This window comes from Bradyrhizobium betae (genome assembly GCF_008932115.1).
GTDB classification, from domain to species: domain Bacteria; phylum Pseudomonadota; class Alphaproteobacteria; order Rhizobiales; family Xanthobacteraceae; genus Bradyrhizobium; species Bradyrhizobium betae.
Window position 1 is genome coordinate 7,124,819 of record NZ_CP044543.1, and the last position, 25,277, is coordinate 7,150,095.

The 25,277-nt window shown below is 64.0% G+C and carries 20 protein-coding genes and 7 pseudogenes; 10 read left to right on the forward strand and 17 right to left on the reverse strand.

Going from position 1 to position 25,277, the window contains the following annotated elements:
• Window positions 1-6 precede the first annotated feature (6 nt).
• Complete coding sequence (locus tag F8237_RS34250; protein ID WP_151650405.1) at window positions 7-405, forward strand: MAPEG family protein; 399 nt, start codon at window positions 7-9, stop codon at window positions 403-405.
• 3 nt (window positions 406-408) lie between these two features.
• Here F8237_RS34250 and F8237_RS34255 read toward each other — a convergent pair whose 3' ends face one another.
• From F8237_RS34255 to F8237_RS34275, 5 genes and pseudogenes are all read right to left on the reverse strand, one after another.
• Window positions 409-996 (reverse strand): class I SAM-dependent methyltransferase, encoded by a 588-nt coding sequence (locus F8237_RS34255; protein WP_151650406.1) that lies wholly within the window; start codon window positions 994-996, stop codon window positions 409-411.
• Window positions 997-1,010: 14 nt separating this feature from the next.
• Entirely contained in the window at window positions 1,011-2,057 is a 1,047-nt protein-coding gene (gene argC, locus F8237_RS34260) for an N-acetyl-gamma-glutamyl-phosphate reductase (RefSeq protein WP_151650407.1), read from the reverse strand.
• 99 nt (window positions 2,058-2,156) lie between these two features.
• A pseudogene (gene argC / locus F8237_RS34265) lies at window positions 2,157-3,139 on the reverse strand (N-acetyl-gamma-glutamyl-phosphate reductase).
• Window positions 3,136-3,804, reverse strand: coding sequence for an FMN-binding negative transcriptional regulator (locus F8237_RS34270; protein ID WP_151650408.1), 669 nt, complete (start codon window positions 3,802-3,804; stop codon window positions 3,136-3,138). The pseudogene argC (F8237_RS34265) and the gene F8237_RS34270 overlap by 4 nt, the downstream one beginning before the upstream one ends.
• A gap of 225 nt (window positions 3,805-4,029) precedes the next feature.
• Window positions 4,030-4,560: a DedA family protein gene (locus tag F8237_RS34275; protein WP_151650409.1), complete on the reverse strand. Its 531-nt coding sequence runs from the start codon at window positions 4,558-4,560 to the stop codon at window positions 4,030-4,032.
• A 270-nt stretch (window positions 4,561-4,830) separates the two neighbouring features.
• Between F8237_RS34275 and parE the strand changes: the two genes are divergently transcribed.
• The 4 genes from parE (at window position 4,831) to F8237_RS34295 (ending at window position 9,327) form a co-directional block, all read left to right on the forward strand.
• Complete coding sequence (parE, locus tag F8237_RS34280) at window positions 4,831-6,876, forward strand: DNA topoisomerase IV subunit B (protein ID WP_151650410.1); 2,046 nt, start codon at window positions 4,831-4,833, stop codon at window positions 6,874-6,876.
• 394 nt (window positions 6,877-7,270) lie between these two features.
• Window positions 7,271-8,053, forward strand: a complete 783-nt coding sequence (locus F8237_RS34285; protein WP_151641820.1) for an outer membrane protein — start codon at window positions 7,271-7,273, stop codon at window positions 8,051-8,053.
• A gap of 296 nt (window positions 8,054-8,349) precedes the next feature.
• Window positions 8,350-8,535: a hypothetical protein gene (locus F8237_RS34290; RefSeq protein WP_151641821.1), complete on the forward strand. Its 186-nt coding sequence runs from the start codon at window positions 8,350-8,352 to the stop codon at window positions 8,533-8,535.
• Between the two features lie 21 nt (window positions 8,536-8,556).
• Window positions 8,557-9,327: an SDR family NAD(P)-dependent oxidoreductase gene (locus F8237_RS34295; protein WP_143844950.1), complete on the forward strand. Its 771-nt coding sequence runs from the start codon at window positions 8,557-8,559 to the stop codon at window positions 9,325-9,327.
• 116 nt (window positions 9,328-9,443) lie between these two features.
• Here F8237_RS34295 and F8237_RS34300 read toward each other — a convergent pair whose 3' ends face one another.
• Together F8237_RS34300 and F8237_RS34305 are read right to left on the reverse strand one after the other, a co-directional pair.
• Window positions 9,444-10,211: an outer membrane protein gene (locus tag F8237_RS34300; protein WP_151641822.1), complete on the reverse strand. Its 768-nt coding sequence runs from the start codon at window positions 10,209-10,211 to the stop codon at window positions 9,444-9,446.
• A 179-nt stretch (window positions 10,212-10,390) separates the two neighbouring features.
• Window positions 10,391-11,677: an FAD-dependent oxidoreductase gene (locus tag F8237_RS34305; RefSeq protein WP_374761582.1), complete on the reverse strand. Its 1,287-nt coding sequence runs from the start codon at window positions 11,675-11,677 to the stop codon at window positions 10,391-10,393.
• A 90-nt stretch (window positions 11,678-11,767) separates the two neighbouring features.
• Here F8237_RS34305 and F8237_RS34310 point away from each other — a divergent pair, with 90 nt between their 5' ends.
• Entirely contained in the window at window positions 11,768-12,052 is a 285-nt protein-coding gene (locus F8237_RS34310; RefSeq protein ID WP_151641824.1) for a hypothetical protein, read from the forward strand.
• Between the two features lie 70 nt (window positions 12,053-12,122).
• Here the strand turns inward: F8237_RS34310 and F8237_RS34315 are convergent, their stop codons facing one another.
• Window positions 12,123-13,637 carry a caspase family protein gene (locus F8237_RS34315; RefSeq protein WP_151641825.1) on the reverse strand — a complete coding sequence of 505 codons (1,515 nt, stop codon included), beginning with the start codon at window positions 13,635-13,637 and terminating at the stop codon, window positions 12,123-12,125.
• A gap of 230 nt (window positions 13,638-13,867) precedes the next feature.
• On the opposite strand from F8237_RS34315, the gene F8237_RS34320 reads away from it, so the two are divergent.
• The 4 genes from F8237_RS34320 to fabA all read left to right on the forward strand — a co-directional run bounded on the left by F8237_RS34320 (window position 13,868) and on the right by fabA (window position 18,532).
• Window positions 13,868-14,848 (forward strand): helix-turn-helix transcriptional regulator, encoded by a 981-nt coding sequence (locus F8237_RS34320; protein WP_151641826.1) that lies wholly within the window; start codon window positions 13,868-13,870, stop codon window positions 14,846-14,848.
• A 297-nt stretch (window positions 14,849-15,145) separates the two neighbouring features.
• Window positions 15,146-16,681, forward strand: a complete 1,536-nt coding sequence (locus F8237_RS34325) for a DEAD/DEAH box helicase (protein WP_151641827.1) — start codon at window positions 15,146-15,148, stop codon at window positions 16,679-16,681.
• 164 nt (window positions 16,682-16,845) lie between these two features.
• Complete coding sequence (locus tag F8237_RS34330) at window positions 16,846-17,913, forward strand: GGDEF domain-containing protein (RefSeq protein ID WP_151641828.1); 1,068 nt, start codon at window positions 16,846-16,848, stop codon at window positions 17,911-17,913.
• Window positions 17,914-18,001: 88 nt separating this feature from the next.
• Window positions 18,002-18,532, forward strand: a complete 531-nt coding sequence (gene fabA, locus F8237_RS34335; protein WP_151650411.1) for a bifunctional 3-hydroxydecanoyl-ACP dehydratase/trans-2-decenoyl-ACP isomerase — start codon at window positions 18,002-18,004, stop codon at window positions 18,530-18,532.
• 24 nt (window positions 18,533-18,556) lie between these two features.
• On the opposite strand, the pseudogene F8237_RS34340 reads toward fabA, so the two are convergent.
• The 9 genes and pseudogenes from F8237_RS34340 to F8237_RS34375 form a co-directional block, all read right to left on the reverse strand.
• Window positions 18,557-18,984 (reverse strand): annotated as a pseudogene (locus tag F8237_RS34340) (TfoX/Sxy family protein).
• 187 nt (window positions 18,985-19,171) lie between these two features.
• A complete protein-coding gene (locus F8237_RS34345; protein WP_143844933.1) occupies window positions 19,172-19,582 on the reverse strand; it encodes a HesB/IscA family protein in 411 nt (136 codons plus the stop codon).
• A 63-nt stretch (window positions 19,583-19,645) separates the two neighbouring features.
• Window positions 19,646-20,015 (reverse strand): annotated as a pseudogene (locus F8237_RS34350) (SUF system Fe-S cluster assembly protein).
• A gap of 19 nt (window positions 20,016-20,034) precedes the next feature.
• Window positions 20,035-21,101: pseudogene (locus tag F8237_RS34355) on the reverse strand (cysteine desulfurase).
• Complete coding sequence (locus F8237_RS37090; protein WP_244626048.1) at window positions 21,098-21,253, reverse strand: hypothetical protein; 156 nt, start codon at window positions 21,251-21,253, stop codon at window positions 21,098-21,100. Before F8237_RS37090 ends, F8237_RS34355 begins: the two are co-directional and overlap by 4 nt.
• Window positions 21,250-22,552 (reverse strand): annotated as a pseudogene (sufD, locus tag F8237_RS34360) (Fe-S cluster assembly protein SufD). The gene F8237_RS37090 and the pseudogene sufD overlap by 4 nt, the downstream one beginning before the upstream one ends.
• Before the next feature lie 11 nt (window positions 22,553-22,563).
• Window positions 22,564-23,314 (reverse strand): annotated as a pseudogene (gene sufC / locus F8237_RS34365) (Fe-S cluster assembly ATPase SufC).
• 61 nt (window positions 23,315-23,375) lie between these two features.
• A pseudogene (sufB, locus tag F8237_RS34370) lies at window positions 23,376-24,866 on the reverse strand (Fe-S cluster assembly protein SufB).
• A 113-nt stretch (window positions 24,867-24,979) separates the two neighbouring features.
• Complete coding sequence (locus F8237_RS34375) at window positions 24,980-25,249, reverse strand: hypothetical protein (RefSeq protein ID WP_420837973.1); 270 nt, start codon at window positions 25,247-25,249, stop codon at window positions 24,980-24,982.
• Window positions 25,250-25,277: the final 28 nt, after the last annotated feature.

Below are 25,277 nucleotides of genomic sequence, written 5' to 3' on the forward strand. Positions count from 1 at the left end.
CGGACTATGACGCGTGAATTGTTCTGGCTGACACTGACGGTGATCCTGACCGGAATCCTGTGGATTCCCTACACCATCAACCGCTGCCAGATTCGTGGTCTCAGTGGCGCGATGGCCAATCCCTCGCGTGGCGACAAGCCACAATCGGAGTGGGCGAACCGCCTGATGTTCGCGCATGACAACGCGGTCGAGAACCTCGTGCTGTTCGCGCCGCTGGTCCTGATCCTGAACGCGATCGACTATTCGACGAAATGGACCGTGCTCGCCTGCGCCGTCTATTTCTGGTCGCGCGTCGCGCATCTGATCGTCTACGCGCTCGGGATTCCGGTGTTCCGGACGCTGGCTTTCACCGTCGGCTTCCTCGCCCAGGCGGTGCTGGCGCTGGCGATCTTCAAGGTGATGTAGCGATCAGGCCTTGCGCATGACGAGATTCAGCATGTTGGCTGGCGTCTCGTCGAAGCTCTGGATCACTGAGGTCTCGGATGACAGCGTGATCCACGGACCTGCGCTGGCGTAGGTCGCATCCAACCACTCGGGCGACACATAGCTGTAGTAGCGCCCGAGGCTGTCGCGGCCGTCGTTCTCACCCATCTTGTAGCTGGCATAGAAGACGCCTGACGGCTTGAGGGCGCGATAAATCCGCGCCAGGATTCCCGCGAGCTCGTCGCGCGGCACGTGCAGCAGACAGGCGCTGGCCCAGACGCCATCATAGGCCTGCTCCGCGTCCAGCTGGTCGAACCGCATCGCTTCGACCGGATGACCGAGCCGCCGCGACGCGATCTCCGCCATTTCGGGCGAGCCATCGGTCGCACGCACCGAAAATCCTTCCGCCAGCATCACCGCCGAATGATTGCCGGCGCCGCAGCCGAGTTCGAGGATCGCGCCGCCCGGCGGCAGCAGGGCGAGAAAACCACGCAGCCGCGTCGAGGGCGCCTTCGCCCAGTCGGCGTAGGACTGGGCGTTGCTCCGATAGAATTGCAAGGTCGCTTCGTCCACCGCAGTACCTCGTGTCATGGAAACAGCGCGATCTGCTCCAGCCCCGCCGTCTCGGGCAGCCCGAACATCAGGTTCATGTTTTGGATCGCCTGCCCGGCCGAACCCTTCACCAGATTGTCGAGCGTGGAAATCACGATCGCCCGGTTCTTGATCCGGTCAGCGACGACGCCGATCTGCACGTAGTTGGAGCCGCGCACATTCTGGGTCTGCGGCAGCACGCCCTTCCTAGCGACATGCACGAAGGGCTCGTTGACATAAGCCTGCTCAAGCGCGGTTCGCAGATCGTCCGGCGTCGCGCCGTTGAGCTTGACGTAGGACGTGCACAGTTCGCCGCGCGCCATCGGAATCAGATGCGGCGTGAAGTTGATCGTCACCGCGGAACCGGCGGCGACGCCGATCTCCTGCTCGATCTCGGGCGCGTGCCGGTGGGTGCCAACCGAATAGGGCGACAGCCCCTCGCCCGCCTCGCTGAACAGCGTGTTCTGTTTCAGCCCGCGACCGGCGCCGGTGACGCCCGATTTCGCGTCGATGATGATGTCGTCGACGTCGATCAGTTTGGCTTTCGCAAGCGGCACCAGCGCGAGCAGCGCCGCCGTGGGATAGCAACCGGGACAGGCGACCAGCCGCGCCGAAATGATCTTCTCGCGATAGAACTCGGTCAGGCCATAGACCGCTTCGCCCTGCAGTTCGAGCGCCCGGTGCTCATGGCCGTACCATTGCGCATAGGTGTTCTTGTCCCGCAGCCTGAAATCGGCGGACATGTCGAGGACCTTGATTTTGGGATTTGCCTTGAGGACCGCGGCGATGATTTCCTGCGTGGTCCCGTGCGGGAGCCCGCAGAACACCGCATCGAGCTTGCTCCAGTCGACCTTTTCCCATTCCACGAGTTTGGGCAGGTCCAGCATGAAGAAATGCGGAAACACCTCGCCCATCGACTTGCCGGCGTGGGTGTTGGCGGTGAGTGCGATGATCTCGGCATTCGGATGCCGCGCCAACAGGCGCACCGCATCGGCGCCGGTGTAACCGGAGGCGCCGAGAATGCCGATCTTCTTCGAGCTCATCACGCGTACCTTTCAGGCGTCATTGATCGTCTTGCCGGGGTCGATAGTTGCAGCGTCGCCTCGTCAAACGGATTGGCCACGCGAGCAACGCTTGATCGGCTACTTGTCGGCAAGGCCCAGCATCAGCCGCATGTTCTGCACGGCGGCACCCGAGGCGCCCTTGCCGAGATTGTCGAGCCGGGCGACCAGCACGGCCTGATGGTGCTTGTCGTTGGCAAAGACGTAGAGCTCGAGCATGTTGGTCTCGTTGAGCGCCTCCGGCTCGATCCGGCCGCCCTTCGACGCTTCGTTCTGGAGCGGCATCGCCGAGACGTATTTCGAGCCGGCGTAGCGTTTGGCCAGCGCAGCCTGAAGATCGGCACCATCAGGCTTGCCCGGCAGCGTGTCGAGCTGAAGCGGGATCGAGACCAGCATGCCCTGCCGGTAGTTGCCGACCGACGGGATGAAGATCGGCCGTCGCGTAAGGTTCGAATAGAGCTGCATCTCCGGCAGATGCTTGTGCTCGAAGCCGAGGCCGTAGAGCTCGAAGGACGGCGCGCTGCCATCTTCAAAGCTTGCGATCATCGACTTGCCGCCGCCGGAATAGCCGCTCACCGCGTTGACGGTGACGGGATATTCGGGGGCAGCAGACCCGCATCGACGATCGGCCGCAGCAATGCGATCGCGCCGGTCGGGTAGCAGCCGGGATTGGAAACCTTTTTCGCAGCCTTGATCTTGCCGGCCTGGTCCGGGGCCAGTTCGGGAAAGCCGTAGGCCCAGTCGGGCGCGACCCGGTAAGCGGTCGAGGCGTCCAGCACCTTCGGGCCAGAGGTGCCCATGCTGTCGATCAGCGCGACCGTTTCCCTGGCGGCGTCATCCGGCAGGCAGAGGATGACGAGATCCACCTCCTCCATCAGCGCTTTCTTGGCCGCGGGATCCTTGCGCTTGTCGTCGGGAATCGTCCTCACCGCGACGTCACCCAGCAGCTTCAGCCGCTCGTTGATGCCGAGCCCGGTGGTGCCGGAGCCGCCATCGACGAAGACGGTTGCGGGCTTTTTGGCCGCGCCGGTGCCCGGGGCTTTGGTGGTCTCAGCAACGCTCATGGCGCGCTCCTTTCGAGCTTGTTGGTTTCGTCCTCGAAGGCCTCCGGCCTCACATCCTGCATCAATTGCGCTATTTCCCTGGCGTCGGCAGCGGGCTGTGCGCCGAGCGCGTTGGCAATTGCCGTGTAGTCGGCATCCGACTTGTGCTGGTTGAGCTTGAAGCTGCCTTCGACCTCTTCAACCGTCATGAGCAGACCCACGATCCCCTTCTTCAGCGTCTCGAGCCGGCCGGCCGTCATCTTGCCCGACGTCCACGGCTTCTTCGGCAGCAGCCAGTTCTCGAACTTGTCGCTGAGCGTGTCGATCTGAAGCACCAGCTCCTCGTCAGACAACAGGCGCACCGGTCCGGTCAGATGCACCGACTGATACAGCCAGGTCGGCACCTGATCCGGCGAGACGTACCAGTCCGGCGACACATAGGCATCGGGGCCGTTGATCGCGAGGAGCCAGGACGTCGCTCCGTCAGCCAGCTTTAGCAGCGGATTGTGACGGGCGACATGAAAGGCGGCTTGCGGCGTGCCGTCATCGGCATAGGTCAGGTAGAACGGCAGCGGCGAGGCGATGGGCTTGTGGCCGTCAAAGGCGCACATGGTGCCGAAGCCGCGCTCCGCGGCGAATTTCAGGCTCGCGGCGCGGTCCGGCTTGAAAAAGGGTGGCGTGTACATTGTGGTCTCCTGCTGGGCTCCTTGGGGGGCCGCCGGATCAGATCGCGCTGACAGGAGAGAGAATGCCGCGGATCGGATCCAGCGGCAAAGACGATGATCTCAAACGCGATCGACCGCCCAAACCGCTAAAGAGCGGCGGCGGCGACGGGCGAACAGGATGGTCGCGGCGTTGATCATGGCGCGCGGCTATAAGGCCAGTCTCGGTTCCCGTCAAGGTTCAAGGCGTCAGACCAACCGCCAGATCCACTCCATGACCTTCGCGATCACGTCGCCGAACAGCAGCAGCGCCGCGGACCAGATCAGGGCCGAGATGAAGTTGGCGGCCTGGAACCGCCAATAGGGCATCTCGAAAATACCCGCGGCCAGCGGCACCGAGGCACGCAACGGGCCGAAGAAGCGGCCGATGAAGATGCTGGGCACGCCCCAGTTGCGCACGAAGGCCTCGCCCCTCGGCAGGATTTCCGGATAGCGCGAGAGCGGCCACATCTGCGCAACCTTCTCCTTGTAGCGATAGCCGAACCAGTAGGAGACCCAGTCGCCGAGCGCAGCGCCAAGCCCGCCGGCAATCCAGACGGGATAGAAGCTGATGCCGCTGACGCCGATCAGCGCGCCGATGGCGACCAGAGCCCCCCAGGCCGGGATCAGCAGCGAGATGAACGCCAGTGACTCCCCGAACGCCAGCAGGAACACGACCGGAGCCGCCCAAGCCTGGTGTGTACGCACGAAGTCGGCCAGCGCGTGCGCAAACTGCTCCATTCCAGATCGCCTTCCCGCCCCGTCACGGTCCCGTCAGATAAAAAGACTGGTAAGCCAAGGGCTTGTGTGACATCAAGTCACAAAGTCCGGCTCTGACCGGACCAAGGTGTCAAATTGCCGGGAATTGCCGGGCCTCCGGCGTAAAATCGCCGGCATTGCTCCCCAACCAGACCCGCCCGGCCGACCTGCGGTGACCTTTCCGGGCCAGCCGTGCCATAGTCGGCCCAACCGATTCGCCGCCTGGGCGGCCCTCAAAGCACATCAGAATACATGTCCAAGCAATTGAAGCCTAAAGCAAAAGACGATTTCTTCGGCGGCGACGAGCCGAAGGCCAAGGCACCTGCCAAGAGCGCTTCACGCGCGGGCGGCGCGGAAGCCGACTACACTGCGGCCGACATCGAAGTGCTCGAAGGCCTGGAACCGGTGCGGCGCCGGCCCGGCATGTATATCGGCGGCACCGACGAGAAGGCGCTGCATCACCTCTTCGCCGAAGTCATCGACAACTCGATGGACGAGGCGCTGGCGGGGCATGCGACCTTCATCGGGGTCGATCTGAGCGCGGACGGCTTCTTGACCGTCATCGACAACGGTCGCGGCATCCCGATCGACCCGCATCCGAAGTTCCCCAAGAAGTCGGCGCTCGAAGTCATCATGTGCACGCTGCATTCGGGCGGCAAGTTCGACAGCAAGGTCTACGAGACCTCCGGCGGCCTGCACGGCGTCGGCATCTCCGTGGTGAACGCCCTCTCCTCGCTGCTCGAGGTCGAGGTCGCGCGCAGCCAGAAGCTGTACCGGATGACGTTCGAGCGCGGCCACCCCAAGGGCAAGCTCGAGGATCTCGGCAAGGTCAACAACCGCCGCGGCACGCGCGTGCGCTTCAAGCCGGACACCGAGATCTTCGGCGCCAAGGCCGCGTTCAAGCCGCAGCGCCTGTTCAAGATGACGCGCTCGAAGGCGTATCTGTTCGGCGGCGTCGAGATCCGCTGGAACTGCGCGCCCGAGCTGCTCAAGGGCGTCGACGACGTGCCGGCGGAAGCGACCTTCCACTTCCCGGGCGGCCTCAAGGATTATCTCGCCGCCGCGATCCATGCCGACACGCTGGTGCATCCCGACATCTTCTCCGGCAAGTCGGGGCGCAACGGCGCACATGGCGCCTGCGAATGGGCTGTGGCCTGGACCGCGGATGCCGACGGGTTTCTGTCCTCCTACACCAACACCGTGCCGACGCCCGATGGCGGCACGCATGAATCGGGCCTGCGCAGCGCGCTGTTGCGCGGCCTGAAGGATCACGCCGAGCGCGTCGGCCAGGGCAAGCGTGCCTCGTCCATCACGTCCGAAGACGTGATGGTCGGTGCCGCCGTGATGCTCTCGGTGTTCGTGCGCGAGCCTGAATTCCAGGGCCAGACCAAGGATCGTCTCGCCACCGCCGAAGCACAGCGCATCGTCGAACAGGCGATGAAGGATCCGTTCGACCATTGGCTGTCGGGCAATCCGAACATGGCCAACAGGCTGCTCGACTTCGTGATCGACCGCGCCGAGGACCGGCTGCGCCGTCGCCAGGAAAAGGAGACCGCGCGCAAGACCGCCGGCAAGAAGCTGCGCCTGCCCGGCAAGCTCGCCGATTGCACCGATGCCGGCACCGAAGGCTCCGAGCTCTTCATCGTCGAGGGTGACTCGGCCGGCGGCAGCGCCAAGCAGGCGCGCGACCGCAAGACGCAAGCGGTGCTGCCGCTGCGCGGCAAGATCCTCAACGTCGCCTCCGCCGGCAAGGACAAGCTTACGGCGAACGCCCAGCTGTCCGACCTCGTGCAGGCCATCGGCTGCGGCCAGCTCGCGCAATATCGCGAAGAGGATTTGCGCTATCAGCGCATCATCATCATGACCGACGCCGACGTCGACGGCGCCCACATCGCCTCGCTGCTGATCACCTTCTTCTACCGGCAGATGCCGCGGCTGATCGACGAGGGCCACCTCTTCCTCGCGGTGCCGCCGCTCTACAAGCTGACCGCCGGCACGAAATCGGTTTACGCGCGGGACGACAAGCACAAGGAAGAGCTGATCAAGAGCGCGTTCAACGCCAACGCCAAGGTCGAGGTGAACCGGTTCAAAGGCCTCGGCGAGATGATGCCGGCGCAGCTCAAGGAAACCACCATGGATCCGGCCAAGCGGACCATGCTGAAGGTGGTCCTGCTCGCCGACGACCGCGATACCACCGCGGATTCAGTGGAGCGGTTGATGGGCACCAAGGCCGAGGCCCGCTTCGCCTTCATCACGGACAAGGCTGAATTCGCCAACGAGGAGCTGCTCGACGTCTGACGTCGCGCGATCCTGTCAAAAGCCCCGGTCCAAGTCCGGGGCTTTTTCATTTGTGAGACGATACTTCCCCTCGAATCACGCCACAGGCGGCGACTCGGCCAACGACTCACCGGCACCAAGGCTGAGGCAGAATTGCCTCTGTTTCGGACAAGGCCGGATTCCCTAACGAAAACCTACCGACTCCCGAACTTCCGTCACTCGCATAAAACTCTGTAATTACAGTACTTTTCAAGACTCTGGCGCCACTGGCCCTAACCCCGACCGGCCTGCGTTTTCCAGCGACTGTGCCTGTCCGGCAACAGCATTTCGACGGGAAACGTCTATAGTTCAGGCATCAGATGACACGAACTTCAGTGCGCTCGCGCTGCTACAGACCAAGGTTGGGGATTTTATCATGAAGAAGATTTTGCTGGCTCTGACCGCGGTTGCGGCAATGACCGGTTCGGCCTCGGCGGCCGACCTTGCTGCTCGCCCCTACGTGAAGGCCCCGATGGTGGCTCCGGTTGCCAACTGGACCGGCTTCTACATCTTCGGTGGCGCCGGCGGCGGCCTCTCGAATGCCGACCAGTCGGTCGTGTCCACGGTCGGCGCGGTTCCGCTGACGATCTCCCAGCGCCAGGGTGGCTCGGGCTGGTTCGGCACCGTCGGTCTCGGCTACGACTGGCAGTTCAACAGCACCTGGGTCGCCGGCGTGTTCGCTGACGGTCAGTTCGGCAGCATCCGCGCCACCGTGCAGGATCCGCTCAACCAGATCACCGGCAGCCAGAAGCTGGAAGACTCCTGGGCCGCTGGTGTGCGCCTCGGCTGGCTGGTCGCTCCGAACGTTCTCTCCTACGTCAACGGCGGTTACTCGGGCGCCCACTTCGGCAGCACGAGCTTCACGAACCTCGCTGGCGTTCCGGCCGGTGTCCATCTCGACGGCTACAACCGCAACGGTTGGTTCGTCGGCGGCGGCGTCGAGAACAGCCTGAACATCTTCGGCATCCAGTCGCCCGGCTGGTTCATGAAGACCGAATATCGTTCGGCCTTCTACAATGCCAAGACCTCGACCGAACTGGCGGACGTCACTAACGTTCCGCTGGCCAACAGCATCCGCGCCAACAGCTGGAACCAGACGATCTCGACCTCGCTGGTCTACCGCTTCAACTGGACCGGTCCGGTCGTCGCCAAGTACTGAGCTGACCAAGACTGATCCGAACGCAAGTTCAGACGTCAAAGCCCCGGCATCGTCCGGGGCTTTTTCGTTGTGAGGCGTCATCTCCTGACGGACGCCCTCACCTGCTGGACGCCCGCACACTGGGCGCCGCGGCGCGATTGATGATGGCAACTCATCGCAAGTGCAGGCGCATTGTGCCGGCCGCGCCATTGTATCCCAACCGAAGCTACGGCTACTGTGCCCTCCAAGTGATCGCAGGCCCATGGCGATCGTTCATGCCGTGGGAAGCGACAGAAGCAACCGGTGGGGAGGATCGCATGCGCAGATTTCTGCTTGTAGCAGGCCTGTTTGCCCTCGCCGTCGGGCTGCTCTGGATCGGACAGGGCACGGGCACGGTTCCCTGGCCGCGATCGAGCTTCATGGTCGAACAGCTGCAATGGGCCGGCTATGGCGCAGCCATGGCGGGCTTCGGGCTGGTCCTGATCTGGCAAAGCAACCAATAGAAGAAACCAGGAAATGAAAGCATGACATCCAACCGGTTCGATCTCCGCGGCAAAGTCGCAATCGTCACAGGGGGCAATGGCGGCATCGGGCTTGGCCTGGCGCACGGGCTCGCCGACGCCGGCGCCGATATCGCCGTGGTCGGACGGAATGAAGCCAAGTCGGCTGCTGCGGTTGCCGACCTCAAGCAGCGCGGCGTGAAGGCGATCGCCGTCACCACCGACGTCACTGACAAGGCGGCTATCGCCGCGATGGTCGAGCGCGTCGTCCGGGATCTCGGCCGCATCGACATCCTCATCAACAATGCCGGCATGAGCATCCGCAAGCCGCCACACGAGCTCGAGCTCGACGAGTGGAACACGGTAATCAACACCAACCTCACCAGCGCTTTCCTGTGCTCGAAGCTGGCCTATCCGGCGCTGAAGGCGTCGGGCAACGGCAAGGTCATCAACATCGGCTCGATGATGTCGATCTTCGGTGCGAGCTTCGCCACCGCCTATGCGGCGAGCAAGGGCGGCATCGTGCAGTACACGCGCGCCTGCGCCAATGCCTGGGCGCCCGACAACATCCAGGTCAACGCCATCCTGCCGGGCTGGATCGACACCGACCTCACCCGCGGCGCGCGCAAGCAGGTCTCGGGCCTGCACGAGCGCGTGCTGGCACGCACGCCCGCCGGGCGCTGGGGCGACATCGACGACTTCGCGGGCATCGCCGTCTTCCTCGCCTCGCCCGCCTCGAACTTCGTCACGGGCACCGCGATCCCCGTCGACGGTGGCTTCTCCGTGATGGCGTGAGCTGATCTCCTACGCAGGAACCTGCCCACAAAAAAAGAAGCCCCGGGCGAAGCCGGGGCTTTTGAATTTGGGTATTGATCGTTTCTTGTCGCTTGCTTGGTCGTTTCTTGACGCACTCAGTAACGGGCGATGACCGGTCCATCGAACTTGTAGCTCGCGCGGACGACGGCCCACTGGATGTCGCGCGGCTTGGCATCGAAGGTGTAGTTCCCCGAAGTGCCACCGAGCTGATAGGTCTGACCGCCGAAGGCCGCGTAATTGTATTCGAGGCCGACGATCCAGTTGCGGGTGATGCCGTATTCCCAGCCCGCACCGACGGTCCAGCCGTTGGCCCAGTGGGTCTGACCGCCGGAGCCTGTCGCCGGTCCGACCGTGTCGGTGACGTTGAGACGGTTGTTCACGCCGGCATAGCCGCCCTTGACGTAGAACAGGTTGTTCTGAACGGCGAAGCCGGCGCGGCCGACAACGGTCGCGAGCACGTTGGCGCGCCAGGTGAAGACGTCGTCAGCGGCACCGATGGTGGTGTTCACCGCAGTGCCCTTGTTGTCGAGGCCGGAGATCGTGCCTTCCATGCCGAACACGTAGTTGTTGGCCTGCCAGTTGTAGCCGATCTGGGCACCGCCCATGATGCCCGAACTGCGCTGGCGGAAGCTGTCGCCGGGCCCGAGGTCGCCAAACGGTGCACCGATCCCGTTGTTGATGGCCTGCTCGTTGGTCCAGGCGCCACCGATGTGGCCGCCGACATAGAAACCGGTCCAGTTGAACAGCGGCTCGGCATAAGCCGGCGCCTTCGTGTAGCGCGCACCGAGATCGGCGGCGGAGGCAGCACCGGTCGAAACCAGCGCGGTCGTGAAGGCGAAGGCGGCAATCAACTTGTTACGCATGGTACACCCCGTGTCCTTTGATGGGCGCACGCTCACACGCAGATCTTACTCAAATTTGAATCAAGAAAGTTAAGACGTCCGATTGACCTCGGGCCGACCTTGAATCCGTTTGCGCTGTTGCACGCGCGCAACGCATTGCGCGCAATTTAACGCGACATTATCCCTACCGAATTCCTGCGCTATGGTGACGACATTGCCTTCGACCGCACATGCTCGGGCCGCACGCCGAGCGCAAGCAGCCGCGCCGGAATGCCCTGGAGCCATGGCAGCGCGGTGACGAGGCGCACGACCAGCGGCACCTTCAGAGGCCGCTCGCCGCCCTGCAAGGCGCCGCTGATGATGTGGTCTTGCACGACCACCTGCATGGCTTGCGTCATCTTCACCGGGAATTCGCGCCGGCGGCGCACGGCATCGAGCTCGTTCTCGGACGGGCAACCATGCTGAAGCTTGCCGGCGAGCAGGTTGGCGGTCGCGACCGCATCCTGCACGGCGAGATTGACACCGACACCGCCGACCGGCGACATCGCATGCGCGGCATCGCCGATGAGAAGCAGACCCGGCCGCGTCCAGCGCGCCAGACGGTTGATCGCGACGGTGAGCAGCTTGACGTCGTCGAAGCTCTTCACATCGGCAATGCCGCTTCCGAGCACCGGCGCCATGCGCACGATGTCGTCCAGCAGCGCCTGCAATCCCCTCGCCTTCACCGCATCGTATTGTCCCTTGGCAATGACATAGGCGCATTGCCAGTAGTCGCCGCGGTCGAAGGTGATCATCATCTTGCCGGGCTCGACGCGCGCGAACAGGTTCTCGGTCTCGTCCGCCTTGCGGCCGACGCGGAACCACAGCACATCCATCGGCGCGCCGATCTCCTCCACGCTGAGCCCCGCGCGCTCGCGCACGGTCGAATGCCGGCCGTCGCAGGCGATGGTGAGATCGGCCTCGATCTCGATCGGCCCCTCCGGCGTCTTCGCACGCACGCCGGCGATGGCGTCGCCATGGCGGATCAGGTCGACGGCTTCCGCGTTCATCATCACCTCGAGCGACGCAAAGCGGTTTCCGGCTTCGCGCATGAAATTCAGAAAATCCCATTGCGGCATGAAGGCGATGAAGGGGTATTTGGTGTGGAGCCGGCCGAGATCGGCGATGCGCACATGCGTGCCGCCGAACAGGCCGTCCATCTTCTGCAGACGCTGGTGCGGCAGCTTCAGGAAGGCGTCGATCAGGCCGAGCTCGTCCATGACCTGAAGCGTCGAGGGATGCACGGTGTCGCCGCGGAAGTCGCGGAAGAAATCCGCGTGCTTCTCCAGCACCACGACCTCGATGCCGGCGCGCCCCAGGAGATAGCCGAGCATCATGCCCGCAGGGCCGCCGCCAACGATGCAACACCGGACCTTCACGGAACGCGCCTGGGGTGGCTGTGACGCGGCTGGTTCCAAGATCGGATCCTCGTTTACGACTTTAGTCATCTTCGCAGTGCAGCAACATTGAATTGGTTTGCTGCAACGGTGAATGGCCGTTAGCGTTGCAGAGACGTCGATCGATTTCAGGAAGTTGCAGTGCGGACGATTCTCATAGTGCTCGGCATCTGGCTGCTGATCAACGTGCTATTCGTCGTGATCATGCTGCCGCCGCGCAAGCCGCGGAAGCCGGATCAGCACGGCACCGGTACGCTCGCGCAGGTGCGGATCGACCAGAACGGCTATCCGTTCGAGGAGCAGGAGAAGTTCCTGCTTCGCCACGTCGTCATCTCGATCGCCATGGGGACGTTCTTCTCGCTGGCACCGCCCTTGATGGAAGCAATTGACTCCATCAAGCGCTTCATCAGGAAGCGCCGCGGCTGACAGCGTTCCCCGCAGGAACCACCCTCCTCGCCGAGGCCTCAACAGATCCGCAAAACCATCCTCGCAGCGCTTAGTTGTTGCTGCGGTTCGCGGTGCGGAAACTCTTGATCTCCGACACGCTGCCGTCGCGATAGGTCAGCTCCACCGAGACGGACTGCGTCGCCGGGGCAAGCTTCATGTAGAGCGGCATGCCGGCGCCGATCGCGCTGGGATCGCGCATGTCGCAGTTCGGCATCTTCAGCACCTGGTTCGGCACGGCGGTGTCGATGCCGATGCGCACCTCGCGGATGGCGCAGCGATACGAGACCAGATGCGTGTAGTAGACCAGCAGCCCGTTGAACTCGCGGAATGACAGCCAGCTCGTCGCGGTCATGTCGAGGATCTTGCGCTGGTCGCGGATCAGCGCGGCCTCCGGATCGAACTTGATCGGAAACGGCCCCTGCATGTCGCCGGACTGGTCGACATAGCGAACCTCGATGGTGCCGGCCTGCGCGTCGGGCGGCAATTCGATCGACGGGTTCGGCATCCGCTTGCGCGTGCGCGGATCGAGCGTGTCGATGAAGCCGGTTTCGCGGAAATCGGCAGCGCCGGCCATGCGCCAGGAAATGCCGAGCGTCGGGTCGGCGAAAGAGAACACCACGCTCCAACCGCCATTGTGCCGCGAGAAGCTCGCGATCGGCGCATTGGTGGTTTCCTCCTTCGGCAGGCGCGGCACGGACACCGGCGGCAGCGCCGCGACCTTCTGTGGCGGAGGATCGGCCGGACGCGCGGTGGCATCCTTGGCAATGCCGCTGAGGAAGACGTCGTCGACCATCTGGTCGAAATAGACCGGCACCTGCCTGTGCTTGACGGTGCCGGCCATCTCGCTCACGAGACGGCGGGTGCGCTGTGCCACCTGCACGAGGTTCTCGCCGGGCTCGAGCAGCTCCCTGGCAAAGGTGCGCGTGAACACCGAATTGGGATTGGCGTCGTCATTGGAGAGACGATCAAGAGCGGTCTGGCGGGGACCGGCCGAGAACACCGAGAACACGCCCTCCGGCAGTTGCGTCATCGGCGCAAGCCCGCCGGCACCTGCGACTGCACGCGTCCCGCTGCGCTCGAACGGATTGTTGCGGCAGGCATCGAACACCAGGATCGAGGTCCGCGCCTTCTTGTTCTGCAGGCGCTCGATGATGCGGTCGGCGAGGATCGAGGCGTCGCGCACCAGCTCTTCCTGCCCTTCCGTCGCCGCCGGCACGTCGGTCGGCAGCAGATAGTTCTGCCCCGCGATCTCGAAGCCGTGGCCGGCGTAGAAGAAGAACGCGGTGTCGCCAGGCTCGACCGTCCGGTCGAAGGCGAGCAGTGTCTCGGAGAATTGCTGCCGGCTCTGGTTCTCGGCGACCATCACCGAGAAGCCGAGCTGCTTGAGCGTATCGCCCATGGTGCGGGCGTCGTTGACGGCCTTGAGCAGTTTCGGGACGTTCCTGTAGTCGTTGTTGCCGACGACGAGCGCGACGCGCTTCTCGGCATGGGCCGGAAGCGCGATCGCGCTCAGGCTCGCCGCAAGGCCGAGTGCTGCCAGAATTCTGAAAGGCCGACGCGTCATCGCAAAATTCCCATTGCTGGACGGCGTCCTGCCGGTTCCCTCGAACAGAGGTTCATTGGAACCGTCCGCCGTTGATGTGATAGTCGGCCCAGCCATATCGACGGTTCAACGACAATCGCCTCCGGTTCCATCATATCGCCTATGGCAGATTCCGCTGGAATCTGCTTTTTCTTGAACAACTTTTCTTAGACAATTTTTCTTGGGCAATTGCACTGGAAGCGGGGGCTGCCGTGTATCGCTGGTGTACCGACGAAGTCGAACCGCATGACCGCTTCGACTATTGGCGCGAGGTCCGCTCCAAAGGCCTGTTCGGGGTCACAGCCGAGCTCGAACGCGAACGGCGCGGCGACTTCTACGGCGAATTCTCGCTGCGCCAGCTCGGCGGCGCCGGCTTCGTCGAGCTGAAGGCCTCGCACTATACGGTCGAGCGCAGCACCTCCGACATTGCCTACGCGCCCGGCGACAGCATCTGCGTCTACCAGCAGCTCGGCACCGGCGGCTGGTTCGGCGGCATGCGCACTGGCGATTTCGCGATCGCCAATGGCAGCTTCGCCACCAGCCATACCGACCAGCCCTATCGCACTGCGCCGCTCGGTGCAGGCGGCTTCCACCTGCGGATCCTGAAAATCCCCGCGAGCGCCCTCTCGACGCAGGACAAGCGCATGCGCGAGCTTGTGCCCCGGCGGTTCGACGATCCGGGCCTGACGCCCCTGCTCGATGCTTGCTTCGCCGACCTCGGCGAGGCCGCCGCGGGCGACGACGGCGCCACCGCTACGACCTCACTCGTCCAGGACTCCCTCGTTCAGGCGCTCGGCCACCTGGCGCTGATCGGACGCGGCATCGTGCGACCCGGCAGCCGGCTCGGCCAGGCGGCGCTGCGAACCGCGCGTCACTCGCAAGCACGGCGGCTGATCGCGCGCCACCTGCAAGACCCCGATCTGGCACCGGCGATGGTGGCCGCCCTGCTCGGCGTGTCCGTGCGTCACCTGCATATGTTGTTCGAATCCGCGGCAAAGAGCTTCTCGCAGACCGTGACCGACGAGCGCCTGAAACAGAGCCGCCGCCTGATGCGCGAGGCGCCGAACCGGCTGATCGCCGACATCGCGACCTCCTGCGGATTCGAGAGCCTGGCGACCTACTATCGGGTCTTCAACGCCGCCTACGGGATGGCCCCCGGCGATTTCCGCGCCCAGGGGGCGGAACGTCATTAGCCGCCTGCCTGGGGCTTCCGGATAGTCAAAGGCCGAGGGGAAAATCCCAGTCGCGCCCGCTATTTGGGCGAAAAGCTCAGGTTTTTTAGGGTCTTCCCGCGCCCGCTCCATTGACTTTGGCCGATTCCCGCCTATGTTCCGGAGCGACGCGGCTCAGATCGAAGACCGATTCTTGAGCCTTGCGCTTGGTTCGCGTGAGTCAGCACCCCCAGCTTCTTTGAGAAGCGCGCCGTTTCGGGTGGAACGCGACAGCCTTATTACCCTCGATTCCGAACGGCGGTTTCGACCAGAGGCTCAATGTCCTTTTCAAATCTCGGACTATCCGAAAAAGTCCTCGCCGCAGTGGCGGCCACAGGTTACACCACCCCCACCCCCATCCAGGAACAGGCGATCCCCCACGTCCTCGCACGCAAGGACGTGCTTGGCATCGCCCAGACCGGCACCGGCAAGACCGCGGCCTTCGTGCTGCCGATGCTCACCATTCTCGAAAAGGGCCGAGCCCGGGCGCGCATGCCGCGCACGCTGATCCTCGAGCCGACCCGCGAGCTCGCAGCGCAGGTGAAGGAAAACTTCGACCGCTACGGGGCCGGCCAGAAGCTCAACGTCGCCCTCCTGATCGGCGGCGTCTCGTTCGGCGACCAGGATGCCAAGCTGACGCGCGGCGTCGACGTCCTGATCGCAACCCCCGGCCGCCTGCTTGACCATACCGAGCGCGGCGGTCTGCTGCTCACCGGCGTCGAGCTGCTCGTCATCGACGAAGCCGACCGCATGCTGGACATGGGCTTCATTCCCGACATCGAGCGCGTCTGCAAGCTCGTCCCGTTCACGCGGCAGACCCTGTTCTTCACGGCGACCATGCCGCCGGAGATCCGGCGCATCACCGAGACCTTCCTGCACAATCCGCAGAAGGTCGAAGTGTCCAAGCCCGCCACCACCGCCGTGACCGTCACGCAGTGTCAGGTCCCCGCCGGGCGCGAGGCGCATGAAAAGCGCGAGCTGCTGCGACGCCTGCTGCGCGAGGCCAAGGATCTCCAGAACGCGATCATCTTCTGCAATCGCAAGCGTGAAGTCGCCGTCGTACACAAATCGCTGCAGAAGCACGGTTTCAGCGTCGGCGCCCTGCACGGCGACATGGATCAGTCGGCCCGCACGGCGGCGCTCGAACAGTTCCGCAAGGGCGAGCTGCCGCTGCTGGTGGCCTCTGACGTCGCCGCCCGCGGCCTCGACATCCCCGAGGTCAGCCACGTCTTCAATTTCGACGTTCCCCACCATCCCGACGATTACGTCCATCGCGTCGGCCGTACCGGCCGCGCCGGCCGCACCGGCACCGCGATCTCGCTCGTGACACCGCTCGACCAGAAGTCGATGGTCGCGATCGAGAAGCTGATCGGCCAGACCATTCCGCGCGCCGAGGGCGATTACGAAGTGAGCGCCGACAGCGCCGAGCAGAGCGAGCGTCCGCGCGAGCAGCGTGGCCGCGAACGTTCGCGCGGCGGACGCGGCAAGCCGCAACGCGGCCGCGGCGACCGTGAACGCAGCCACGAGCCGCGCGAGGCGCGTGGCGAGGCAAGACACGCTTCTGAGCCGAGGCCTGCGGCAGAAGCGCGGCCCGCCCCCGAGGCGAGGCCTGCACGCGAAGCAAGGCCTCCGCGTGAAGCCCGGGCGCCGTCCGAGCCGCGTCACAACTCGCGCCCGCAAGCCAATACGGCGCATGTGCCCTCGATCGGGCGTCCCGAGCCGCGCCGCCAGCGCGACGCCGACAGCGAGCCGGGCGATCATTCGCATCTTCCGGCGTTCCTGCTCCGGCCGGTGCGCTCCCCCGCCGGCGCCTGAACGACGATACACCGGGAGTCGCGGTTGAACACGATCGCCGCGACACTGTCTGATGCATTGAAGTCCGTATATTTACTGGCCGTTCACAAACACCCGTTAGCCTACGAACATAATTTAAGCATTGCAGCGACCGGCCGCGCACCGATCGCCGTGGGGAATGTTCCGTGGTCAAGGTGCTCGACGAACACGAACGCACGCTGGCGTTTGCCGAAGTGGCGCTCGGTCAGATCCGGTCGCTTCGGCAAACCGCGATCCCTCGCAATTACGAGATCTGGTACGTCTACGCCACCGGCTATAACGCTCCGCTCAACAAGATCATCAACGAGACGCTGGCGCGCCACGGCAAGCTGACCGAAGGCGATCTCGAGCAGATCTACGAGACCTATCTTTCCCACATCAAGACCACCGACCGCATCGACAAGGTGGGTGCGCGCGTCATCGGCGAGATCGACGACGTGATGAAGGTCTTGAGCGAAGCGCTCGGGATGACCGGCTCCTACGATGCCAGCCTGTCGGGCGCGACCGAAAAACTCTCATCGGCCAAGAGCCGCGAACAGATCACCTCGATCGTCGAGACGCTGCTGCGTTCGACCACGGAGATGCGCGAGACCAACAAGGCGCTCGAAGACCGGCTCACGCTGTCGAAGAACGAGATCAGCAATCTCCAGCAGAGCCTCGAAGCGATCCGCGCCGAGAGCCTGACCGATCCGCTCACGGGGCTCGGCAACCGCAAATATTTCGATCGCATGATCGGCATGGCCGTGCAGAGCGCGCTTGCCTCGGGCGAACCGCTGTCACTGCTGCTGTTCGACATCGACCACTTCAAGTCGTTCAACGATTCCTACGGCCATCTCACCGGCGACCAGGTGCTGCGGCTCGTCGGCCTGTCGCTGAAGCAGACCATCAAGGGCCAGGACATCACCGCGCGCTACGGCGGCGAGGAATTCGCGGTGGTGCTTCCCAACACCGCGTTGCGCCAGGCCCTGACGGTGGCCGATCACATCCGCCGCGCGGTGATGGCGAAGGAATTGAAGAAGAAGTCGACCGGCGAGATCCTCGGTCGCGTCACCATCTCCGTCGGCGTCTCGATGCTCAAGCAGGGCGACGACACCGACGCGCTGATCGAGCGCGCGGATGCCTGCCTCTACGCCGCCAAGCGCAACGGCCGCAACCGCGTGATCTGCGAAGCCGATCCGGAATTCGCCGTCGAGACCCACAGCCGGGTGGCGTGACGCCGACGCGGCGCGCGCTTGACATTCCAACCTCATGAACGACATCGTCCTCGCCGTCTCACCGCGAGCATCCAGAGGCCTCGTCGTCGTGCCCAACCCTCATGACTTTCACACCCCGCAACCGTCCTACACCAGGGACGAGCTGCTGAGATCGAGCGAGGGCGGCTATTTCGGCCCAGGCAATGCGCAATTGCCGGCACCGCCCATGCTGATGATGGACCGCATCACCGAGATCAGCGTGGACGGCGGCGAATTCGGCAAGGGCCACATTGTCGGCGAGCTCGATATCACGCCTTGCCACTGGTTCTTCGATTGCCACTTTCGCGGTGACCCGATCATGCCGGGAAGCCTCGGCCTCGATGCGATGTGGCAGATGATCGGCTACTGGCTCGGCTGGTCGGGCTCACCTGGCAAAGGCCGCGCCATCGGCGTCGGCGAAGTGGAGGCCACGGGATTCATCACGCCGGATACAGCATGCGTGCGCTATGAGGTCGCCATGCGCATGGTCCGGCGCGGCAAGCTGGTGCTCGGAATTGCCGATGGCCGCGTGCTTGCGGACGGCGTCTGTGTCTTCACAGCCAAGGATATGCGGGTCGGCCTGACGAAGGCCGTGGAGTGAAGTCTCGTAGGGTGATCACGCACCCTACCGCACCGCTCTCTTGGTCACTCTCTTGGCCTGACGCTTCTTGGCCGCAGGCTCCTTCGCCGCGGCCTTTTTCGCCGGCTTGCTCGCCGCTTTCTTCTTCGGCCGCTTCACCTTAGCGCGCTGGGCGGCGGCGAGCGCAGCCCTCGCCATCTGACGAGATCCTCGGAATCGTCGAACAGGCGCGCCGGCAACTCCCAATAGGAATTGACCGTCACGGTCTTGGCCCGGGTCGAATACTGGAACGGTTTTGAGCCTTCCGCTTCAAAGTCCGGAATGGTCACCTCGTCGGCGCGGAAGAACAGGCCGGCGCGCAGGGCGAGCGCGAAGTTGATGCCGTCGGCGGAGATGCCGTAGCCGGAAAACATCTTGCGGATGGTGACGGGGCCGAAATCGGCAAACAGGTCGATCAGGAATTCACGGTCCATGGGCACCCTCGTGCCCCGGACGCAGCGCAGCGTGCCATAAGCGCGTCGACGCGCGGCTTCAACACGCTATGGCGCTGCTGAGCGGGGCCCAGCCTTTTGCACCGATGACTATAGCCTGGGTCGCGGCTCTGCGCAGCACCGCAAGGGCGCTGCAGCGCGTCCGGGGCACGAGAGTATTGAGAAGGCGCTACCCGTCGATCTTGGCCGGTCGCAGCTCGACCGACTCGCCGCAGCCGCAGGCGGAGACCTGGTTGGGGTTGTTGAAGACGAACTGGGCCTGCATCTTGTCGGCCTTGTAGTCCATCTCGGTGCCGAGCAGGAACAGCACGGCCTTTGGGTCGACCAGGATCTTGACGCCCTTGTCCTCGACGACCTCGTCGGTCGGGCGGACATCATGGGCGTATTCGACCGTGTAGGACTGGCCGGCACAGCCGCCGTTCTTGACGCCGACGCGCAGGCCCACGATCTCGGAGTCCGCGCGGCTCGTCAGCTCGCTGATGCGCTGGGCGGCGGCGTCCGTCAGCCGCATCACCTGCGGGCGCGGGCGCCGCGGCTTGGGAGTGGATGCTGGTGTCGAGCCTGACGATATCTGGGTCATGTCAATGATGTGGTCCGTTGCGGCGCGAATTCAATGCCGGGGATTCAGAGCAAGCGTTACGCGTCACCACATGTTGAGCACGAGACGGGCCTCGTCGCTCATGCGTTCCGGGGTCCAGGCCGGCTCCCAGACGACTTTGACGTCGACCACGCCGACGCCGGGAACGCTGGCAACCGCGTTCTCGACCATGGTCGGCAGTTCGCCGGCGGCCGGACAGTTCGGCGTCGTCAGCGTCATCTGAACGTCGACCGAGCGGTCGTCCTTGATCTCGACCTTGTAGATCAGGCCGAGCTCGTAGATGTCGGCCGGGATTTCCGGATCGAACACGGTCTTCAGGCCGCGATGATCTCGGTGGTGAGACGCTCGTTTCCTCCGGCGGCAGCGCCGAATGGGTCTCCATCGGATTGGCTTTGATGTCGGCCGTGTCACTCATGCGAACAAATCCCGCGCTTTCAGCAGCGCCTGTGCCAGATGATCGACTTCTTCCCGCGTATTATACATGCCGAACGAGGCCGGCAGGTGGCCGTGACGTTGAACCGCTCTAAAAGCGGCATCACGCAGTGGGTGCCGGCGCGCACCGCGATGCCCTGGCGGTCGATCACGGTGGCGACGTCGTGGGCGTGGGCGCCCTTGAGCTCGAAGGAGATCACCGGGCCCTTGCCCCGCGCGGTACCGATCAGCCGCAGCGAGTTGATCTCGCGCAGCTTCTCCTGGGCGTAGGTGACCAGATCGTGCTCGTGCGCGGCGATGCTCTCCTTGCCGATCGAGTTGACATAGTCGATGGCCGCGCCAAGGCCCACCGCCTCGACGATCGCGGGCGTTCCGGCCTCGAATTTGTGTGGGGGATCGCCATAGTGACGATGTCGCGCGAGACCTCGCGGATCATCTCGCCGCCGCCATTGAAGGGGCGCATCGCGACGAGTGGTCGTACTTGGCCCAGAGCACGCCGATGCCGGTCGGGCCATAGACCTTGTGACGGTGAAGACGTAGAAATCGCAGCCGATGTCCTGGACGTCGACGGGCAGATGCACCGCGGCCTGGCTGCCGTCGACCAGCACGGGGATGCCGCGGGCGTGGGCGATCTTCACGACGTCTTTGACCGGAACGATGGTGCCGAGCGCGTTCGACATCTGCGTGATCGCGACCAGCTTGGTCTTCGACGTCAGCAGCTTCTCGAACTCGTCGATGAGGAAATTGCCCTCGTCGTCGACCGGCGCCCATTTGATCACCGCACCCTGGCGTTCCCTGAGGAAATGCCATGGCACGATGTTGGAATGGTGCTCCATGATCGAGATGACGATCTCGTCGCCCTCTTTGATATTCGGCCCGCCCCAGGACGATGCGACCAGATTGATCGCCTCCGTCGCGTTGCGGGTGAAGATCACTTCCTCGGTCCGCGGTGCATTGATGAACTGCGCGACCTTGGTGCGGCGCCCTCATAGGCTTCCGTCGCGGCATTGGCGAGGTAGTGCAGGCCGCGATGCACGTTGGCATATTCGCTGGTATAGGCCTGCGTCATGCGGTCGAGCACCGCGAGAGGCTTCTGCGCAGACGCCGCGTTGTCGAGATAACGAGCGGCTTGCCGTAGACCTGCATGGCGAGCGCCGGAAAATCCTGGCGCACGCGCGCAACGTCATAAGCGCCGTTCTTGACTGCCGGATGCGTGCTCATTGGCGGCGCTCCAGCCAGCGCTCGGCAATGCCGATCACGTGCTCGCGCAGATCATCGTCGGCGATCTGCTCGATGGCCTCACCGACGAAGGCCTGGATCAGCAGCGCCTGGGCCTGCTTCTCGGGCAGGCCGCGCGCCTTCAGGTAGAACAGCAGGCTGTCGTCGAGCGCGCCGGCGGTGGCGCCGTGGCCGCAGGAGACGTCGTCCGCGAAGATCTCGAGCTCGGGCTTGTTGTCGGCCTCGGCTTCGTCCGAGAGCAGCAGCGCGCGAATCATCATCTTGCCGTCGGTCTTCTGCGCGTCGGGACGGACGATGATGCGGCCCTGGAACACCGAATGAGCACGATCGTCCAGCACGGCGCGGAAGACCTCGCGGCTGACGCAATTCGGCACGGCGTGGTCAACGACCAACGTGGTGTCGCCATGTTCGGTCTTCTGCAAGAGGTTCGCACCGTTGACCAGGAGCTCACTGCCCTCGCCCGCCAGCGTGATGAAGCCCTGCAGGCGGCTGACGGCTGCACCGGTCGTATATTGAAGAAGTTCAGCTTGGTGTTCGCACCGACCGTGACGAACTGCGAGGTGATGTTCACGGCATCGGGCGCATCGTCCATCAGGCGAAGATGCGCGACGTCGGCGTTGTCTCCGATCGTCACGATGACGGCGTCGTTGACCTGGTAGGCGCTCGCACCCGCCGCGACGAAGCTCTCGATGATCGTCGCACGGGCGCCGTTCCCGACCTTCACCTGCGAACGGGTGAAAGCCGACGCGGAAGCGGCGGTCGCGATCTGCATGATCTGGATCGGCGCGGACAGCTGCGCGCCGTCCGCGATCGACAAAACGACGCCGTCGGTCGCCATCGCGGCATTCAGCGCGATCACGGCATCGGTAGTCGCGGTCTTCAGCAGGCCGGATCCTGCTCCAGCGTCTCCCGCAACGTCTTAAAGCCCGCCTCGGCGGCGAGCGCCCTGGCGTCGGAGAGATCGGCCGCGAAGACGCCGTCGACCAGCACGAGCTTGCGGGCACCGGCAATCGCATGCGCCTTCACCGCGTCCGCGGCGCGCTTCAGCGCGGCCGCATCGGGCGCGGCTGCCAGCGGCAGCACCTCGCCGACCAGCGCGCGCAGATCGGTGTATTTCCACTCCTCGATCCGCCGATGCGGCAGGCCGAGACGCTCATAGATCTCGAACGCCTCGCGGCGGACCGCGATCACGGACGGCGAACCCGGCAGCCGGCCTTCGGCGCTGGCGAAGAGATCGCTCAGCGCGCGGTCCTGTCCGGTCTTTGCCACAGCAACGTTCATCGCAAAATTCCTTACGCGGCGTCCTCGAACTGGGCGTAGCCGGTCGCTTCCAGCTCGAGCGCCAGTTCCTTGCCGCCGCTCTTCACGACACGGCCCTTCGACATCACGTGCACGATGTCGGGGACGATGTAGTTCAGGAGCCGCTGATAGTGGGTGATGACGACCATCGCGCGCTTGGCGAATGCAGCGCGTTGACGCCGTCGGCCGCGATGCGCAGCGCGTCGATATCGAGGCCGGAATCCATCTCGTCGAGGATGCACAGGCTCGGCTCGAACAGCGCCATCTGCAGCACCTCGTTGCGCTTCTTCTCACCGCCGGAAAAGCCGACATTGACGCCGCGCTTGAGCATGTCCTGCGGGATGTTCAGCGACTTCGAGACCTCGCGGACTTTCTTCAGGAAGTCCGGCGTCGAATATTCACTCTCGCCGCGCGCCTTGCGCTGCGCGTTCAGTGCGGTGCGCAGGAACGTCATGGTGGCAACGCCGGGAATCTCGACCGGATACTGGAACGCTAGGAACACGCCCTTGGCCGCGCGCTCTTCCGGTTTCATCTCCAGCAGGTCTTCGCCTTGAACAGGATCTGGCCGCCGGTGACCTCATAGCCCGGCTTGCCGGCGATGACGTGGGAGAGCGTCGACTTGCCGGAGCCGTTCGGCCCCATGATGGCGTGGATTTCGCCCTCGTTCACGGTCAGCGTCAGCCCGTGGAGAATCTCGCGCTCCTCGACACGAACCTGCAGGTCTTTCACTTCAAGCAAAGCCATCTTGGTATCCAGTTTATTCAATTGATGCATGGAGCGCCGCAGCGCACCGCGAGGGTCGGAGCTAACCGACCGACCCTTCGAGCGAGATCGAGATCAGCTTCTGCGCTTCCACCGCGAATTCCATCGGCAGTTGCTGCAGCACGTCCTTGACGAAGCCGTTGACGACGAGGCCGCGGCCTCTTCCTGGCTGAGCCCGCGCTGGATGCAATAGAACAGCACGTCCTCGAGATCTTCGAGGTCGTCGCCTCATGCTCGAACGTCGCCGAGGAGTTCTTGGCCTCGATGTAGGCACGGTGTGCGCGCCGCATTTGTCGCCGATCAGCAGCGAGTCGCAGGCGGTGAAGTTGCGCGCGCCGGTCGCCTTGCGATGGGCAGTGACGAGGCCGCGATAGGTGTTCTGCGACTTGCCGGCGGCGATGCCCTTGGAGATGATCCGGCTCGACGTGTTCTTGCCGAGATGAATCATCTTGGTACCGGAATCGACCTGCTGATAGCCGTTCGAGATCGCGATCGAATAGAACTCGCCGCGCGAATTGTCGCCGCGCAGGATGCAGCTCGGGTACTCCAGGTGATCGCCGACCCGTCTCGACTTGGGTCCAGGAGATCTTGGAATTGTTGCCGCGACAGTCGCCACGCTTGGTGACGAAATTGTAGATGCCGCCCTTGCCTTCCGAATTGCCGGGATACCAGTTCTGCACCGTCGAATATTTGATCTCGGCATCGTCGTGGGCGACGAGCTCGACCACGGCGCGTGCAGCTGGTTCTCGTCGGCTGCGGCGCGGTGCAGCCTTCGAGATAGGAGACGTAGGAGCCCTTGTCGGCGATGATCAGAGTGCGCTCGAACTGGCCGGTGTTGCGCTCGTTGATGCGGAAATAGGTCGACAGCTCCATCGGGCAGCGCACGCCCGGCGGCACGTAGACGAACGAGCCGTCGGAAAACACCGCCGAGTTCAGCGTCGCGTAGAAATTGTCCCGAGGTCGGAACAACGGAGCCCAGATACTTCTGCACCAGCTCGGGATGCTCGCGGATCGCCTCCGAGATCGGCATGAAGATCACGCCGGCCTTCTTCAGCTCGGCCTTGAAAGTGGTCGCAACCGAGACCGAATCGAACACCGCGTCGACCGCGATCTTGCGGCGGGCCGGATCTTGCTCACCGGGCTTGGGCTCGACGCCTTCGAGCATCGCGACTTCCCGCAAGGGGATGCCGAGCTTCTCGTAGGTCTTCAGGATCTCCGGATCGATCTCGTCGAGCGAGGTGATCGTCTTCTTCGGCTTCGGCGCCGAATAGTAGTAGAGGTCCTGGAAGTCGATCTTGGGATAGTCGACGCGGGCCCAGGTCGGCTCGGTCATGGTCAGCCAGCGCCGATACGCCTCGAGCCGCCACTGGAGCATCCAGGCGGGTTCGTTCTTCTTCTCGGAGATGAACTTGACGGTTTCTTCCGACAGCCCCTTGGGGGCCTTGTCGGACTCGATCAGGGTCTCAAACCCATAACGATACTGATCGACGTCGATGCGCTTCACGCGATCGACCGTCTCTTGCACGGCTGGCATTCTATCCTCCGCTCGCGGTTTCAAGGACCGCGGTGGATCAAACTCTGACGAGTATTACGATGTCTTTTGGCAGAAAGCACGTGCTTAGAACCGTTCAAGCCGTGTTTCATCGCTTAGGCTCTAAGTAGGGTATTACCGAGCTTTCGCCAAGCCTCTAACGTCCTGTTGATGTCATCGGGGTCCGTGGACCAGCCCAGACTGAGACGCACCGCTCCCTGGGCCACGGCGGCATCATACCCCATCGCCGACAGCACGCGGGACGGCTGCACCTTGCCCGAGGAACAGGCTGAACCGGAGGACACGGCCACGCCTTCGAGGTCGAAACCGATCACCGCGGTCTCGGCCTTGAGGCCCGGTGCTGTAAAGAGAACGGTATTTGGCAACCGCCCAACATCTTCTGCGAAGACCGTC